Consider the following 15,762-nt stretch of genomic DNA (forward strand, 5'->3'; position numbering starts at 1 on the left):
ATCAGGCGCGTTATTATTTGGCGGAATTAACCGAAGTATCAACCGGTACGCCCGGGCTCATCGTGCTCGAGAGCGTGATGCTCTTGATGTATGTGCCCTTGGCCGACGAAGGCTTCAGGCGCTGCAGGGTCTGGATCAGTTCCAGTGCGTTTTCAGCGAGTTTGTCCTCGCCGAAAGACACCTTGCCAACCGAGGTGTGAATGATACCGGTTTTGTCAACTTTGAAGTCGATTTTACCAGCCTTCACTTCCTGCACAGCCTTGGCTACGTCCGTGGTTACAGTGCCCGACTTCGGATTCGGCATCAGACCACGGGGGCCCAACACGCGGCCCAAGCGGCCTACTTTAGCCATTACGGCCGGCATCGTGATGATTACGTCGATGTCGGTCCAGCCTTTCTCGATCTTGGCGATGTAGTCGTCCAGACCTACGAAATCGGCACCAGCAGCCGTTGCTTCGGCTTCTTTGTCCGGAGTAACGAGGGCCAGAACGCGAACCGTTTTACCGGTACCGTGGGGCAGCGTAGCTACGCCACGAACCATCTGGTCGGCTTTACGGGGGTCAACACCTAGGCGTACATCGATGTCAACAGAAGCGTCAAACTTGGTGAAGGTGATTTCCTTTACCACTTTGGCGGCATCCTGCAACGAACGTACTTCCGTTAGGTCAAACTTGGCAAGGGCTTCCTTGCGCTTTTTGCTCACTTTTGCCATGGTCGTAGCCGATTACTTGGTGAGGGGGCTTTCGCCCGTAATGGTGATGCCCATGCTGCGAGCGGTGCCAGCTACGAGGCTCATGGCCGACTCGATCTTGAAAGCGTTCAAGTCGGGCATTTTCGTTTCGGCAATTTGGCGGACTTGGTCCCAGGTCACCGAGCCAACTTTGTTACGGTTGGGCTCTTTCGAGCCGCTTTGCAGTTTCGCTGCTTCCATGAGCAGGATCGGCGCGGGCGGCGTCTTGATGACAAAGTCAAACGACTTGTCAGTGTACATGGTGATGAGAACAGGTAACACTTGGCCGGCTTTATCCTGGGTGCGAGCGTTGAACTGCTTGCAGAATTCCATGATGTTCAAGCCTTTTGATCCAAGCGCAGGTCCAATCGGCGGGGCAGGGTTAGCCGCGCCTCCCTTTACCTGAAGTTTCAGGTAACCTCTGATTTCCTTGGCCATTTGGGTTGGTTAAAGGTCGGCACTAGGTGGCGCCTAATGCCGGTTTGAAAATGCTCCTATGGAAGCAACCGCAGATCTGGAGCAGATGACCAGCGGCCGTACTTGTAACAGTGTGTTCTAGACTTCCTTCTCGACCTGCGTGTAGCTCAGTTCTACTGGCTGGGCACGGCCGAAAATCTTAACAATCACGTTCAGCTTCTTACGCTCCTCGAATACTTCGTTTACAGTACCTGAGAAACCGTTGAACGGACCGTCAATAACCTTCACCGTTTCGTTCACCACGAAAGGCACCTCCAGCGTGGCAGTCTGCTCTTCCGTTTCATCCACGATACCGAGGATGCGGTTCACTTCGCTCATGCGCAGCGGCACGGGCTTGGTGTTGGCGGTTTTGCCTTCCTTGTCGCTGAGGAAACCCAATACACCAGGCGTGCTGGTGATAATGTGGTCTACTTCACCATGCGTCAGGTCGGCGTGAATCAGAATGTATCCAGGAAAGAAGCTACGCTCGCGCACCCGTTTCTTACCATTGCGCATCTCGTATACCTTCTCGGCCGGAATCAATACCTGCGGCACCAACTCATCGAGGCCATGGCGGTGAATCTCGGTTTCGAGGTACTGCTTGGCTTTCTTCTCTTGTCCGCTCACCGAGCGTACCACGTACCACTTCAATTCTCCCATCGTATTAAACTTACTGGCTGGGACTAGCGGAACGAGTTGTAGAACGCCTTCAGCAGCGACTCAAACGTAATGTCCATGACACCAACGACGGCGGCAAAGACCAGCGAACCGATAAGCACCAGACCGGCACTCTTCTGCAATTCGTCGAAAGTGGGCCACGTAGTCTTGTAGCGCATCTCCTCGACGGTGTCGCGGAAGTATTTCGTCAGCTTGTCCATGATTGATGTGCCGGTTGACGGATTAGGCAAAAGCAGCAGTTGCGAGTGCAACCACCTAAAAGAAATTAGCACGGGCGGAGAGATTCGAACTCCCATCAAAGGTTTTGGAGACCTCTATTCTACCCTTGAACTACGCCCGTGTAAGCGCTCCAATTCAAACCGGGTTTGAACGGGACTGCAAATGTAGGGAACTGTTTATACAAAACAAATCCGCCCCCGAAAAAATCGGGGGCGGATTGTATTGATCCAGCGGTAATTAGTCGAGGATTTCGGTTACCTGACCGGCACCTACCGTACGGCCACCTTCGCGGATAGCGAAACGCAGGCCTTTTTCCATAGCTACCGAGCTGATCAGCTCCACCGTGATGGTCACGTTGTCGCCAGGCATTACCATTTCCACACCTTCGGCCAGCGAGATGATGCCGGTTACGTCGGTGGTGCGGAAGTAGAACTGCGGACGGTAGTTATTGAAGAACGGCGTGTGACGGCCACCTTCCTCTTTAGAGAGAACGTAAACCTCAGCCTTGAACTTTTTGTGGGGAGTTACCGAGCCGGGCTTGCAGATAACCATACCACGACGGATGGCTTCTTTTTCGATGCCACGGAGCAACAGACCTACGTTGTCACCAGCTTCGCCACGGTCAAGGATTTTGCGGAACATCTCAACACCGGTTACAACCGACTTGAGGTTTTCAGCACCCATGCCCAGGATTTCAACCTGCTCACCCGAGTTAATGATACCACGCTCGATACGGCCAGTAGCAACCGTTCCACGACCCGTGATAGAGAACACGTCCTCTACGGGCATCAGGAAGGGCAGATCGGTCAAGCGGGGAGGAATCGGAATAAACGAGTCCACTGCAGCCATCAGCTCTTCGATCTTGGGAACCCAAGTAGCGTCGCCATTCAGACCACCCAGAGCCGAGCCTTGGATAACTGGAATGTTGTCGCCGTCGAAGTTGTAGAACGAGAGCAACTCGCGGATTTCCATCTCAACGAGTTCGAGCAGCTCGGGGTCGTCAACCATGTCCACCTTGTTCATGAACACTACCAGCTGCGGAACGCCTACCTGGCGGGCCAACAGGATGTGCTCACGCGTCTGGGGCATTGGGCCGTCGGTAGCAGCTACCACGAGGATAGCGCCGTCCATCTGAGCAGCACCAGTAACCATGTTCTTTACGTAGTCAGCGTGACCAGGGCAGTCAACGTGAGCGTAGTGACGGTTTTCGGTAGCGTACTCAACGTGAGCCGTGTTGATCGTAATGCCGCGCTCTTTTTCCTCGGGCGCGTTGTCGATCGAAGAGAAGTCACGCTTAGCGGCCAGACCTTTGTTAGCCAACACCGTGGTGATGGCAGCGGTCAGGGTCGTTTTGCCGTGGTCCACGTGACCGATCGTGCCGATGTTTACGTGCGGCTTGGAACGGTCAAAATTTTCTTTAGCCATTGTAAAGAGATTGGGAAGAAATTTTGAGGAAAAAGAGAAACGCGCTGATACTGCAAGAAAGCGAAACGCAGACTCCCGCTAGGGAAACGCTGCACGTCGCTTGCAGAAGGCCACACGGCGACAGGCGCGCTGCCCCGTTGGGTTCACTCTGAGCCGTTGCGGGGATTTGAACCCCGGACCTCTTCCTTACCAAGGAAGTGCTCTACCCCTGAGCTACAACGGCTGGTTATTTCAAGTCAATGCCTTCGTGCGAAAGTGGAAGCCACTAGAGCGGGAGACGAGGTTCGAACCCGCGACCTGCAGCTTGGAAGGCTGCCGCTCTACCAACTGAGCTACTCCCGCGTAAAAGGGCATTGACAAGAAAAGGGTGTGGGGGGAGGAGGATTCGAACCTCCGAAGTCCGAAGACAGCAGATTTACAGTCTGATCCATTTGGCCACTCTGGAATCCCCCCGTTTGATTAACCAAGGCCGGATGCCAAGGTTGTTTTTCCATTCATTCCGCTGCTTTCGGCGACTCGGCTGGTGAATGGAGACGCAAAATTAGGGGGTTTCCGATGCAAGTCAAGCTATGACGCAAAAACATGCATTTATTTTTTCCGCCTGCCCCGCTTCGCTTCAGCCATTCTCTACTCAGTGGGCTTTATTGCAGCAGGTTATATATGCCGATGAGGCGCTCATCTTTTTCCTTACCGCGAATGTCAACCAAGGTAGTTTTGAGGTTAGGCATGTTTTCAGATAAGGTTCGCAGGCCGTGATAAGACCCGAGGCGCACATAATACTCAGGATGGGTACGGGCCATGGCCTCCAGTTTTTTCACTCCTTTGTCGCGCTCTACGGCTGGCATTCGGAGCATGAACGTGCCAAAATCCTGGGCCAGCTGGTAAAGCTCCGTGCCGTTGCTGTCGTCAAGGCGTTGCAGGTACCACTGGTACTGATCGGCGGTACCGTTTAAGGCGTAGTAGCCAGAAAGCGCGGTAACAATAGCTGGATTGGTTTCTCCCTGAAGGGTATTGATCTTCTCTCGTGTGGCCAGAGTCGGGACTTTGGCCAACGACTTGATGGCAGCACCCATTACCAAGTACGAGCTATCGGCAAGTGCTTTGGCGTATACCTCGCTAAAATCTTCGTTTGGAAACGTTGCTAATGCCAGCAACGCCGAACTCCGTACCCGACTGTCCTTGTCCGAAATTGCCACACGCTGCAGTTCTTTGCGGATGGCACCACCTTCGGGGCCTTTGTAGCGGCGTAATGCTTCGCTCGCAGCGCGCCGTACTCCCCAGAAATTATCATTAAGGGCACTGCGCAACATACCGCTTACGGCTAAGTCGCCAACCTTGGGCTTTAGCTCCTCAATGACCTGCAGCTTCGACAATACGTTTTTAGCGTGATAGTACTGGTAAAGCTGTTCATCCTGTGTTTTGGACTCTTCCAGATTAGCCAGCAACATCTTTTCCGAATCAAACTGCACGAGGCTGGGCTTTTGATTAACGGGCAGCTGAAACGTTTGATTGGCTTTGGTTACTACAATGCGGTGGTCGGTGGGCTGGTTGTTGTTCCAGGTGGTAACCACCACCGGCAGGCGGTATACGGGCTGGTAGAGCGTGTCCTGCTTTTGTACCACGCGCAACGTCACCTTGCTATCGGCGTAGGAATGGGAAACGGCCAGTTCCGGGTGCCCACGCTGGAGAAACCACTGGTCGAAAAACCACTTCAGATCTTCCCCGGTTACGTCCTCGAATGCCATGCGTAGCTCATCTATTTCTACGGCCGAGTATTTGTGCAGGGTGAGGTAACGGTTAAGCGCTGTAAAGAAGGCATCATCGCCGATGAGCGTGCGCAGCATGTGTAGTACCCGACCACCCTTCTCGTAAGAGTGACGGTCGAACATGTCTTCCTGGCTGGCATAGCGGTACCGAATCAGGGGCTCACGTTTGCCTTGGGCTTCCTCGAAATAATAGCCGGCTTTTTTCAGACCCAGCAAGTCGGCGGCTTCGCGGCCGTATTTGAATTCGGTCCAGAGATATTCGGAGTAATCGGCGAAGGACTCGTTGAGGGGCAGATTCGACCATGATTCGGTGGTTACATAGTCGCCGAACCATTGGTGAAACAGCTCGTGGGCAATGACCTCGTCGCGGTTTTCATCGATCAACTCGCGGCGGGTCATTTGCACATTTTCGCCGTGCACAGTAGCGGTAGTATTCTCCATGGCCCCCGATACGTAGTCGCGGACGGCTACCTGCGCATACTTCTCCCATGGGTAATCGACGCCCAGCTTCTTGGAGAAGTACTCCATCATTTCGGGTGTGCGACCAAACACCGCTTTGGCCGAAGCCGCGTATTTGGGCTCTACGTAATAATCGACCGCCTTACCGCGCCACGTGTCGTTTATCACGGCGTAGTCGCCTACGGCCATCATGGCCAGATAGGGCGCATGCGGCTGGCTAAGCTTCCAGGTGTCGGTACGGGTACCGTCGTTGTTCTTTTTGGAATTGACCAGCAAACCGTTCGAGAGCGTTTTGTACTGCTGCTCCACGGTCATGCTAATTTCCTGCGTCATGCGCTGGTTGGGCCGGTCGATGGTGGGGAACCAGCAGGAACTGGCTTCCGTCTCGCCCTGCGTCCAGATCTGCTTGGGTTTATTTTTATCGGTGCCCAGCGGATTGATAAAGTACAGGCCTTTATCGGAAGTAATGGCGGCGCTACCACCAGCGGCCAGCTCGTTAGGCTTAGCCACGTACTGAATGCGCACTTGATAAGGCTCGGTGCGGGTGTAAGCCCGATCCAACGCAATGTTGAGGCGGCGCTTGTCGTATTGGTAGTTGAGGTTTTTCTCCTTCGTGCCAGTGAGCAGCTTTACCGACTTCACGTCGAAGCCTTTGGCATCGAGTACGAGTTGAGTCTGCGGGTAAAAGTGTGGGCGCACAGTGAGCGTGGCCGTGCCTAGCAGCCACTGCTTGGCCCAGTCGAATTTCACGTCGAGCTTGGTATCCACGAGGTCGTGGAGAATAGTAGCCGCGGGCTGTACCGGATGGGTTTGAGGGAGCCAGTTGGGCACGATTAGCACCGATTGCGGCGAAATCTGCGCGGCCGGCGCGGGTTCGGTGGTAGGTGCTTTACGGGCACCGCTTTTTTTCGGCGCCGACTTGGTGGGCTGGCCTAGCAGGTTAAAGGGCAAGGCAATAGCCCAAAAGAGGGCACCGAGGGCCGCATATCTCATGGGTAGGGTATTGGGGTAATCTGGGCTTGAAGTTCGGGAATAATTTCAGATTCCGCCTATCTTTAAGCCCTTTTCCGCCTCCGCTTCACCCCTATTTCCTGCCCGCATGCTACAGGTCCGCACTGGCCCCGATTCCGTTTGGGACGTCGATTACCGTCCCGATCAGATTACTGTGAACGGGCAGCCGTTTAGCTGGGATTTGGTAGAACTAGGTAACGGCCGTTACCACTTGCTCTGGCAAAACCGCTCCTACCCCGTTGAGGTAGTAGATATTAACGCCACCACAAAAACGGTTCAGCTTAAGCTCGATGGCCGTCGTTTTGAGGTTCAGGCCAAGGACCGCTTCGACTTGTTGCTCGACAAATTGGGTATGAGCCAAGCCGCCAGCAACAAGATCAACGAAGTAAAAGCCCCCATGCCCGGTCTCATCGTAGACATTCGGGTGGCACCGGGCCAAGCGGTGCAAAAAGGCGACCCGTTGTTGGTGCTGGAAGCCATGAAAATGGAGAACATCATCAAAGCTCCCGGCGACGGAGTGGTTAGCGCCGTAAAGGTGTCGATGCGCGACAACGTGACCAAAGGCCAGATTCTGGTACTGTTCGCGTAAGTGCGCGGTGTTTGAGCAGTTACGCTGCTTGAAATACCCGTAGGTAAGTCATAACTCAATCCCAGACCGTTGAAATACAACCGAATTCTGCTGAAGCTGAGCGGCGAGGCCCTGATGGGTAAGCAGCAGTATGGCATCGATGCCGAGCGCCTGATGCAATACGCCGAAGAAATTCGCACCGTAGCCCAAACCGGCGTGCAGGTAGCCATTGTAATTGGCGGTGGCAACATCTTCCGCGGCGTACAGGCCGAGGCCTTTGGTCTAGACCGCGTGCAGGGCGACTACATGGGCATGCTGGCTACGGTCATCAACTCCATGGCTCTGCAAAGCGCCTTGGAAAAGCTGGGCGTACCCACGCGGTTGCTGTCGGGCGTTACCATTCAGCGCGTTTGCGAGCCGTACATCCGCCGCCGGGCCCTACGCCACTTGGAGAAAAACCGCGTGGTCATTTTCGGCGCGGGCATTGGCTCGCCCTACTTCACCACCGACTCAGCCGCTTCCCTGCGCGCTATTGAGGTGGAAGCAGATGTAGTGCTAAAAGGCACCCGCGTGGACGGCATTTACACCGCCGACCCCGAGAAAGACCCCACGGCCACGCGCTACCCCCAGATTACCTTCGACGAGGTAATGGAGAAGAACCTGAACGTAATGGACATGACGGCATTTACGCTCTGCAAGGAGAATAATCTGCCCATTATTGTGTTCGACATGAACAAAGGCGGCAATTTGCAGCGCCTTGTGGAGGGTGAGGCCATTGGTACCCTGGTAACCATGAACGGCGACGCAACCCACCGCCTCGACCCCAAGCAAAGTGCCCTGCAGCCCGATTTAAAGCGCGCTTCGGCGTCGCCGGCTGAACAAGCCTAACCCCTTTTAGTTACTTACACCGACATTCCCCAACTCATTTCCGCCCCAACATGGACGAAGAAATTCAGTTGTTCCTAAGCGACGCCGAAGAATCAATGGAAAAGGCGCTGCAGCACTTCAGCACCGAACTCAGCCGCATTCGGGCAGGCAAAGCTTCACCGGCTATGCTGGACTCGCTGCGCGTTGATTATTACGGCACCCCTACTCCTATCAGCCAAGTGGCTAACGTGGGTGCTCCCGATGCCCGCTCACTCGTGATTAAGCCCTGGGAGAAAAACGTCCTTGGCGAAATTTCGAAAGCCATTAAGAACAGCGACCTGGGTCTGAACCCAATTATGGATGCTGATTCCATTCGTCTGAACCTGCCGCCGATGACGGAGGAACGTCGCCGGGACCTGGTAAAGCAGGTGAAAAACGAATCGGAAGGCGGCAAGGTCCGTATTCGCGGCATTCGCAAGGACGTAAACGAATCGTTGCGCAAGCTGCTGAAAGAAGGAGCTCCGGAAGACGCTATTAAAGATGCAGAAGCCAAGGTGCAGAAGTTCACCGACAGCTACATCGTGAAAATTGACGGCCTGATGAGCAAGAAAGAGTCGGAAATCATGACTATCTGATTTCAATTTCGAATACAAAAAAGCCCCGACTGCTAACAGTCGGGGCTTTTTTGTGTACCTATTTGATCTACTGCTGCCAGTAGCTTCGTGCTTGTATTTCTCGCTCTACGGCCTCGGGCACGAGGTAGCGAATAGACATGCCAGCTCCAATACTTTGCCGGATAAAGGTGGCTGAAATATCGAGCAGGGGCGCTTCTAATACCCGCACGCGCGACCAATTAAGCGGTATGTCAACTGCGTAACCAGGCCGAGGGTACACGTAGATATCGAATTCCTTCTGCAAAAGGTCGGCAGCTTTCCAGCGCGGTAGGCCCGCGAGGTTGTCGCCACCAGTTATCAGCACAAACTCAGTGGCAGGATACTGACGGCGCAACTCATCGAGGGTATCGATGGTGTAGCTGGGTCGTGGCATATGAAACTCCACATCCAGTGCACGCAATCGGTCGTTGCCGGCTATGGCCAACTCTACCAATTCCAAGCGGGCCGTTTCGGGCAATAACTCCTCCCCTACTTTGAATGGACTCTGGGGCGACACCACCAGCCACACGGCCGATAAATCGGTACGCGTGGCCATGTGGTTTGCCAGAATCAGGTGCCCGGTATGGACGGGGTTGAATGAGCCGAACAGCAAGCCGACGCGTTGCGGAGCATCAGGCGCGGCCATACGGCTTACACAATGGCCGGCTCAGCCGAAATGAAGTCCCGTACGAGCTTCTCGGCCTGCGCCGTGGCCACATCCAAGTCGTCGTTCACGATGACGGCGTCGAAGCGGTCCTCGAAGGTTAACTCGAAGTTGGCTTTATAAAGACGGGCCGAAATGCTGGACGCGGAATCGGTGGCGCGCGACTTAAGCCGTTGCTCCAGTACTTCCATAGATGGTGGCTTCACGAACAGGCACAATGCCCGGTCCTTGTAAAACTCCTTGACCGACAAGCCCCCTTTCACGTCGATATCGAGGATGGCGTGCTTGCCGCTGTCCCAGATTCGCTCGATTTCCGATTTCAGGGTTCCGTAGTAAGAGCCTTCGTAGACTTCCTCCCACTCCACGAATTCGTCGTGGCGGATTTTCTCCTGAAACTCCTGAACCGTAATGAAATAGTAGTCCTTGCCATTCACTTCAGCCCGACCGCGACGGTCGCGGGTACAGGCTGAAATAGAAAAGCTTAGCTCTGGAATGCGCTCCATGAGCCGGTGGACAATGGTGGTTTTGCCAGCGCCGGAAGGCGCCGAAAAGGCGATGATTTTCCCCTGCATGGGGCAAAATTAGACCTTTTCGGCCTGCACCCGCGCCATTATTTTGGACGAGAGTTCCGAAGGCACGCCTTTACGGCCTACGTACTGGTTCACAAAGTCGACGAAGACGCGCTGTTTATCAATGCTATCGAAGCATGGCGAGCAATCTTCGGCGTGGTTAACGAAGTAATGTTCGTCTTCAACGCTAGGCTCCTGCCCCACGATGATTTGGTCTAGAATCGTATTCACACGCTCACAGTCGGCGCCTTGGGCGGTTGTGGTGGCCGAGGCGCCAGGTTGGTTAGGAGTAGACTTTGCGGCCATAACGGTACGGGGGAGAAAAGGGAGAGAAGGGGTTTAAAGCTTAGATGTCGTCTTCGTCGTCTGGGAGGTCAACACCGGCTTCGTCGGATTCGTTGCCGTAGCCCATTTTTTTCGCGTATCGCTCGAGCTTCTCTTTCAAAAAGTTGCGTGCCCGGTGCAGGCGCGAGCGAACCGTACCAATGGGAATATCGAGCACTTTGGCCATTTCCTCGTAGGTAAACCCTTCTAGGTCGCAGAGGATGATAACGGTGCGGAAATCCACGGGCAGCGAATTCAGCGCGGAGGCCACTTCGTCGCCGATCAGGTCGCGAGTTGCTTGCTGGCGTAAATCGGCGGAGGTAGAACCCGCGTCGCCTTCGGCGTCCACGTCTTCGGTGTTGTAGTAGCCCTCAATCTCGCTGTAGTCGACCTTGGCGGGTTGCTTGCTTTTCTTCCGAAAGTCGTTGATAAACGAATTTTTCAGGATGCGAAACAGCCACGCTTTGGCGTTGGTTCCCGGCTCGAAGTACTCGAAAAAGCGGTATGCCTTCAAATACGTCTCCTGGACGAGGTCATTGGCGTCGTCCTCGTCGAGGGTGAGGCGGAAGGCAAAGTTGTAGAGCGAGTCCAGCACGGGCATCAGCTCGGCCTGGAAACGGCGGTCTTTTTCCTCCTTGCTCAGTTTGGGTACCCGTTCGGGAGTGTCACTCATAAGAGGGTGGGTTCGGTCAAGGCCGGTTTACGTGCCTTGCAAGCAAATGTAACGAAACGAACTACTCATTGGGTTACGCTGCGAGCTTGCGCACGGCGTTCGGTAGCCACTACCAGAAATCCGTACAAGAACACAAAAAGGTTGAAACCGATTTGCAGCTCCAGGAGGGAATCGGCTAGGGCGGCGGCACCGAATATGAGCAGGAAATGCCTTACGTACGGATTTCGGCGGGTGGCGGGTTGCCAAAGCGGACCAATGAGTACCCACAACCAAGCAGCAAAGCCCACTACGCCACCTCCCACGAAGTAGTGGAGGTACTGATTATGAATCATCACGCGGTTTTCGGGGCGCAGACCGTAGTTGCGCCACGAGTACTGATCCATCATGGCCTGGCGCACATCGGCGGGAGCTATGCCCAGCACCGGGTTCTGCTGAATTAGCACACCGGCAGTTTGCCAAGCAGCTAGGCGCCGGGCCAAAGAAAAATCGTTGATGTCGCGCTGCTGATAAAATTGCTCCACATCATACTTGGTGCTCCGGTAGCGCTGCCGCACCGATTCGAACGAGTAATAGGCCACAAGCGGCAATAACAAGCCAGCAACCAATAACCCCAAGGCCCAGGCCGGCCGTCGAAACAGCAAGACCATGGTTGTGGCGGCCAACCCCAGGTAAAAGGCCAGCAACCCGGTTCGGTAAGCCAGCAAGTGTAGGCTAACAGCAGTGGCTCCAGCAGCAGCCAGTAGCGCCCATTTACCAAACCGCCCGGCTACCGGTTCCTGACTTAGGCTAAAGCCGAAAAAACTGGACAAAGCCAGCATCAGACCGAAGTGAATGTGAAAAACGCCCGTGACAGAGCCCACGTTCTGGCCGATGTTGATGAGTCGGTGGGCCTCGTCGGGATTCAGCAGGTACTTCCCCACGGTGGCCAGACCAAGCAGCGCATTTCCTACCACGAACAATGCCCCCACACCAAAGCGTTGTTGCCTGCTTAGCGGCACCGCTAAGGCAAAAGCCAGCGGCACACCAATAAGCGGCAGCTGCCGAAAAACTTCATGACGCCACACCGGCCAATCCTGGGTGTGCCACCAAGTGAGTGGCAGCAGCAGGTACAAACCCAACAGGCGTTGAGCTCCACGGTTTCGCAGCCACAGGGGCAGGGCCTTTCGCAAACCGGGGTTTAGCAAGGCCGCAATTACTGCCGTTACGGGTGCCAATGCCACCAGCGCCCGCGCCGTGAGCATGAGGCTTAGTGCACCGGCTACGCAGGCCACCAGCAACCCGTACTGCGACCAGTTGCCATTGCGGTACCAACGACGAAGTAAATCAGTCCCTGAATTCACTCAGTTCAATAGAAACGTTTGCCTTAAAGGTAAGCGGCAGGTAACGGCTCCCAAGCGGCTATGCGCGCTAATACAGCTGCAGGCTGCAAGGCTTTAATGCAGGCGCAGGATGCAGCGTTGGAGCGGCAATCGTCGCATGCAGGCTTATCGAACACTAAAAACTCAGCGTGCAGCCCCAGCGGTGCCCAGCGGCCCGGATGAATGGGCCGCATGGGCGGGAACAGGCCCAACGCATGTCGCCTTAGGGCGGCGGCGAGGTGCAACGGACCGGTCCCGGAAGCCACTAGCCCATCGGCTGAGCCGATAAATGCCAGAAACTGCGGGAGAGTAAGCTGGCCCGTCAGATCAACGAGCACATGGGCGTGTTCGTGGAGCCAGTCGCGCATGGAGTCGCCTTCGGCCTGGGTACCTGTTACGAGCACGCGGTGGCCTTGGGCGTGCAGGGCTTGGGCTAGTGCGCCAAAGTGTATGAGGCCCCACTCACGGCCGTGTCCTCGGGAACGAGGGTGCAGAATAATATTCAGCTGCCCAGGCGAGGTTCGTTCCAATAAGGCAGCAACTGAATCAGGCAGTGAATTGTCGGCTAATAAAAGTCCCAAGGGCACTAAATCCACTAATTCGGGCACATCAACGAGCCCCAAAGGACGCAGCAATAGCATGTTCAGCTGGGCTTCGTGCAGCGGCGAATGACGTCGACTGAGCGCAACTAGCTTGTTGCAGGTGAACCAATGAAACCATCGGCTGCGGGTACCAATCCGTACCGGTATGCCAGCCCTTTGGGCCAAGGATGCCAGCCGCTTGCTGGGAAATACATGCAGCACCACATCGGCTTGAACTCGACGAAGAGCGGCTATCTGTTCTAATTTGGGAAGCTTTTGCAGGTCATCGTCACTGATGAAAACGTCGATGGCCGGACAGGCTGCAGCCACGGCGCGGGTATAGTCGCGGCCGAGCAACACCACGCGACAACCGGGGAACTGCTGCTTCAGCCAGCCGCATAAGGGCAGGGTCAGCACCAGGTCACCAATGGCGTCGGTGCGGCTTACAAGGAAGTTTTTCATTGGCCGGCTTTCCGGGTTAGTACGCGCAGCTTGGCGTATTTCAAGAATACGCCCCACGCCGACAGCGCCGCGATGCTCAAGCCCGCAAAACCGTCGAGCAGGCCGCCGCGCAGCAAGTATAGGTGCAGGAATTTCCAGGCTGGCTTCAGCCATAAATGCCCCCAACTGGCGTGTTTGCCGCGCGTTACCAACTCTTCGGCCCCAATGGAGGTAAACTTATTCAGCTGCTGCACGTGGCTTTCGATGGTGGGGTAAGAATAATGGAGCAAGTCGGCGGTAAGCTGCCCTACTGACTGGCCGGCTTGCACTTCGTACCGCTCGTGCAGCAACTGGCCTTGCCAGGCCCCAAGGCGCCGGTCGTAGAGGCGCAGCTTGCGGTCGGGGTACCAGCCGCCGTGGCGCACCCACTGGCCGCAATAATTGGTGAGGCGCGGCAAGGTGTAGCCGGCGTGCTGCCAGTTGGCTTTTAACTGCTCTATTTCGGCGCGCAGGTCGTCGGTCAGCACTTCATCGGCATCGAGCTGCAGCACGTGATGGTGCCGAGCCTGGGCCGTGGCGAAGTTCTTTTGGGCCACGTAACCCGCGAAAGGATGATGCACCACGCGGGCGCCGTGCTCCTGGCAAATGGCAACGGTGCGGTCGGTGGAGCCGGAATCTACTACCACTACGTCGTCGGTAACGTGGCCAATTGCAGCCAAGCAGCGGCCGATGTTGGCTTCTTCGTTGAAGGTTATAATGACGACGGAAAGCGGAACTACGGGCATAGAGAAGACAAATATCCAGGATTTGCTTAAGCAGGTATGTAATTAGCACCAGACGCTGCATTTGACGCCGTTGTCTACTACATAAAAAGCCCCGCCTGACGAATCAGGCGGGGCTTTCTAGTTGACGCTGTAACAGCTTAGTAACGGTACAAGTCCGACTTAAAGGGGCCTTCCGGCGTTACGCCAATGTAGGAAGCCTGCTTCTCGTTCAGCTCGTCCAGCTCCACGCCGATTTTCTCGAGGTGCAGACGGGCTACCATTTCGTCGAGGTGCTTGGGCAGCGTGTACACTTTGTTCTCGTACTGCGCCGCATTCTGCCACAGCTCCAGCTGGGCCAGCACTTGGTTGGTGAACGAGTTCGACATTACGAACGAGGGGTGGCCGGTGGCGCAGCCCAGGTTTACCAAACGACCTTCGGCCAGAATGATAACCTCCTTGCCGTCGATGTTGTACAGGTCAACCTGCGGCTTGATGGTGTCCTTGGTGTGGCCGTAGTTACCGTTCAGCCAAGCCATGTCGATTTCATCATCGAAGTGACCGATGTTGCAAACGATGGCCTTGTCCTTCAGGCTGCGGAAGTGTTGCTCGGTGATGATGTCGCAGTTGCCGGTAGCGGTAACCACGATGTCGGCGCGCTTCACGGCGTCGGCCATCTTCTTCACCTCGAAACCGTCCATGGCGGCTTGCAGAGCGCAAATCGGGTCGATTTCGGTTACGATTACGCGGGCGCCAGCGCCTTGCAGCGAAGCTGCAGTACCTTTTCCTACGTCGCCGTAGCCGGCTACCACTGCTACTTTACCGGCCATCATCACGTCGGTGGCGCGGCGGATAGCGTCTACGCACGACTCTTTGCAGCCGTACTTGTTATCGAACTTCGACTTAGTAACCGAGTCGTTGATGTTGAACGCGGGCATGGGCAATGTGCCGGCTTTCACGCGGTCCAGCAGACGCAGAACGCCCGTGGTGGTTTCTTCCGAAATGCCTTTGATGCCGGCGGCCAGCTCAGGGAACTGGTTCAGCACCATGTTGGTCAGGTCACCGCCGTCGTCGAGAATCATGTTCAGCGGCTGACGCTCCTCACCGAAGAACAACGTCTGCTCGATGCACCAGTTGAATTCCTCTTCGTTCATGCCTTTCCAGGCGTAAACCGGAATACCAGCAGCCGCAATGGCCGCAGCAGCGTGGTCCTGAGTCGAGAAGATGTTGCACGACGACCACGTAACATCGGCACCCAGTTCAATGAGGGTTTCGATGAGCACCGCCGTTTGGATCGTCATGTGCAGACAGCCGGCAACGCGGGCACCCTTCAGGGGCTTGCTGGCACCGTACTGCTTGCGCAGAGCCATCAGACCCGGCATTTCAGCCTCGGCCAGCTGAATTTCCTTACGGCCCCATTCGGCCAGTGCAATGTCTTTTACCTTGTAGGGTACGTAGGTCTTGGTCTCTACCATGAGCTTAGAATTTTCGCAATACAACTACAAAGGTAGCCAATTTGTTAGTGGGCCGCCAGCAAAAACGCCTGCCCCGGTTGGGAG

The 15,762-nt window shown here is 55.5% G+C and carries 17 protein-coding genes and 4 tRNA genes; 3 read left to right on the forward strand and 18 right to left on the reverse strand.

Features of this window, described 5'->3' with window-relative positions; genetic code table 11:
• Nucleotides 1–13 precede the first annotated feature (13 nt).
• The 10 genes from rplA to ABD903_RS06095 all read right to left on the reverse strand — a co-directional run bounded on the left by rplA (nt 14) and on the right by ABD903_RS06095 (nt 6,726).
• Entirely contained in the window at nt 14–712 is a 699-nt protein-coding gene (gene rplA / locus ABD903_RS06050) for a 50S ribosomal protein L1 (protein ID WP_151078226.1), read from the reverse strand.
• Nucleotides 713–724: 12 nt separating this feature from the next.
• Nucleotides 725–1,168: a 50S ribosomal protein L11 gene (gene rplK / locus ABD903_RS06055; protein ID WP_151078227.1), complete on the reverse strand. Its 444-nt coding sequence runs from the start codon at nt 1,166–1,168 to the stop codon at nt 725–727.
• A 117-nt stretch (nt 1,169–1,285) separates the two neighbouring features.
• Nucleotides 1,286–1,846, reverse strand: coding sequence for a transcription termination/antitermination protein NusG (nusG, locus tag ABD903_RS06060; protein WP_151078228.1), 561 nt, complete (start codon nt 1,844–1,846; stop codon nt 1,286–1,288).
• 23 nt (nt 1,847–1,869) lie between these two features.
• Nucleotides 1,870–2,064 (reverse strand): preprotein translocase subunit SecE, encoded by a 195-nt coding sequence (gene secE / locus ABD903_RS06065; RefSeq protein WP_345222292.1) that lies wholly within the window; start codon nt 2,062–2,064, stop codon nt 1,870–1,872.
• A 69-nt stretch (nt 2,065–2,133) separates the two neighbouring features.
• Nucleotides 2,134–2,204, reverse strand: a tRNA-Trp gene (locus tag ABD903_RS06070).
• A 116-nt stretch (nt 2,205–2,320) separates the two neighbouring features.
• The gene (gene tuf / locus ABD903_RS06075) at nt 2,321–3,508 is read right to left on the reverse strand and encodes an elongation factor Tu (RefSeq protein WP_345222293.1); all 1,188 of its coding nucleotides are present in this window, start codon (nt 3,506–3,508) and stop codon (nt 2,321–2,323) included.
• Nucleotides 3,509–3,659: 151 nt separating this feature from the next.
• Nucleotides 3,660–3,731, reverse strand: a tRNA-Thr gene (locus ABD903_RS06080).
• A gap of 46 nt (nt 3,732–3,777) precedes the next feature.
• Nucleotides 3,778–3,850, reverse strand: a tRNA-Gly gene (locus ABD903_RS06085).
• 28 nt (nt 3,851–3,878) lie between these two features.
• Nucleotides 3,879–3,961: transfer RNA gene (locus ABD903_RS06090), tRNA-Tyr, on the reverse strand.
• 188 nt (nt 3,962–4,149) lie between these two features.
• Nucleotides 4,150–6,726, reverse strand: coding sequence for a M1 family aminopeptidase (locus tag ABD903_RS06095; protein ID WP_345222295.1), 2,577 nt, complete (start codon nt 6,724–6,726; stop codon nt 4,150–4,152).
• Between the two features lie 106 nt (nt 6,727–6,832).
• Here ABD903_RS06095 and ABD903_RS06100 point away from each other — a divergent pair, with 106 nt between their 5' ends.
• From ABD903_RS06100 to frr, 3 genes are all read left to right on the forward strand, one after another.
• Nucleotides 6,833–7,333, forward strand: coding sequence for an acyl-CoA carboxylase biotin carboxyl carrier protein subunit (locus tag ABD903_RS06100; RefSeq protein WP_345222297.1), 501 nt, complete (start codon nt 6,833–6,835; stop codon nt 7,331–7,333).
• 69 nt (nt 7,334–7,402) lie between these two features.
• The gene (gene pyrH / locus ABD903_RS06105) at nt 7,403–8,200 is read left to right on the forward strand and encodes a UMP kinase (RefSeq protein WP_345222299.1); all 798 of its coding nucleotides are present in this window, start codon (nt 7,403–7,405) and stop codon (nt 8,198–8,200) included.
• 50 nt (nt 8,201–8,250) lie between these two features.
• Nucleotides 8,251–8,814 (forward strand): ribosome recycling factor, encoded by a 564-nt coding sequence (frr, locus tag ABD903_RS06110; protein WP_345222301.1) that lies wholly within the window; start codon nt 8,251–8,253, stop codon nt 8,812–8,814.
• A 67-nt stretch (nt 8,815–8,881) separates the two neighbouring features.
• Here frr and nadD read toward each other — a convergent pair whose 3' ends face one another.
• From nadD to ahcY, 8 genes are all read right to left on the reverse strand, one after another.
• Entirely contained in the window at nt 8,882–9,478 is a 597-nt protein-coding gene (gene nadD, locus ABD903_RS06115; RefSeq protein WP_345222303.1) for a nicotinate (nicotinamide) nucleotide adenylyltransferase, read from the reverse strand.
• Between the two features lie 5 nt (nt 9,479–9,483).
• Entirely contained in the window at nt 9,484–10,068 is a 585-nt protein-coding gene (gene gmk, locus ABD903_RS06120) for a guanylate kinase (RefSeq protein ID WP_345222305.1), read from the reverse strand.
• 9 nt (nt 10,069–10,077) lie between these two features.
• Nucleotides 10,078–10,371 (reverse strand): hypothetical protein, encoded by a 294-nt coding sequence (locus ABD903_RS06125; RefSeq protein ID WP_345222306.1) that lies wholly within the window; start codon nt 10,369–10,371, stop codon nt 10,078–10,080.
• A gap of 40 nt (nt 10,372–10,411) precedes the next feature.
• Entirely contained in the window at nt 10,412–11,062 is a 651-nt protein-coding gene (locus ABD903_RS06130) for a sigma-70 family RNA polymerase sigma factor (protein ID WP_345222308.1), read from the reverse strand.
• 65 nt (nt 11,063–11,127) lie between these two features.
• Nucleotides 11,128–12,402: an O-antigen ligase family protein gene (locus tag ABD903_RS06135; protein WP_345222310.1), complete on the reverse strand. Its 1,275-nt coding sequence runs from the start codon at nt 12,400–12,402 to the stop codon at nt 11,128–11,130.
• Nucleotides 12,403–12,425: 23 nt separating this feature from the next.
• Complete coding sequence (locus ABD903_RS06140) at nt 12,426–13,463, reverse strand: glycosyltransferase family 9 protein (RefSeq protein WP_345222311.1); 1,038 nt, start codon at nt 13,461–13,463, stop codon at nt 12,426–12,428.
• The gene (locus tag ABD903_RS06145; RefSeq protein WP_345222313.1) at nt 13,460–14,227 is read right to left on the reverse strand and encodes a glycosyltransferase family 2 protein; all 768 of its coding nucleotides are present in this window, start codon (nt 14,225–14,227) and stop codon (nt 13,460–13,462) included. The genes ABD903_RS06140 and ABD903_RS06145 overlap by 4 nt, the downstream gene beginning before the upstream one ends.
• A 137-nt stretch (nt 14,228–14,364) precedes the next feature.
• Nucleotides 14,365–15,678: an adenosylhomocysteinase gene (gene ahcY / locus ABD903_RS06150; RefSeq protein WP_345222315.1), complete on the reverse strand. Its 1,314-nt coding sequence runs from the start codon at nt 15,676–15,678 to the stop codon at nt 14,365–14,367.
• Between the last annotated feature and the right edge of the window lie 84 nt (nt 15,679–15,762).

This window comes from Hymenobacter koreensis (assembly GCF_039541855.1).
GTDB lineage: Bacteria > Bacteroidota > Bacteroidia > Cytophagales > Hymenobacteraceae > Solirubrum > Solirubrum koreensis.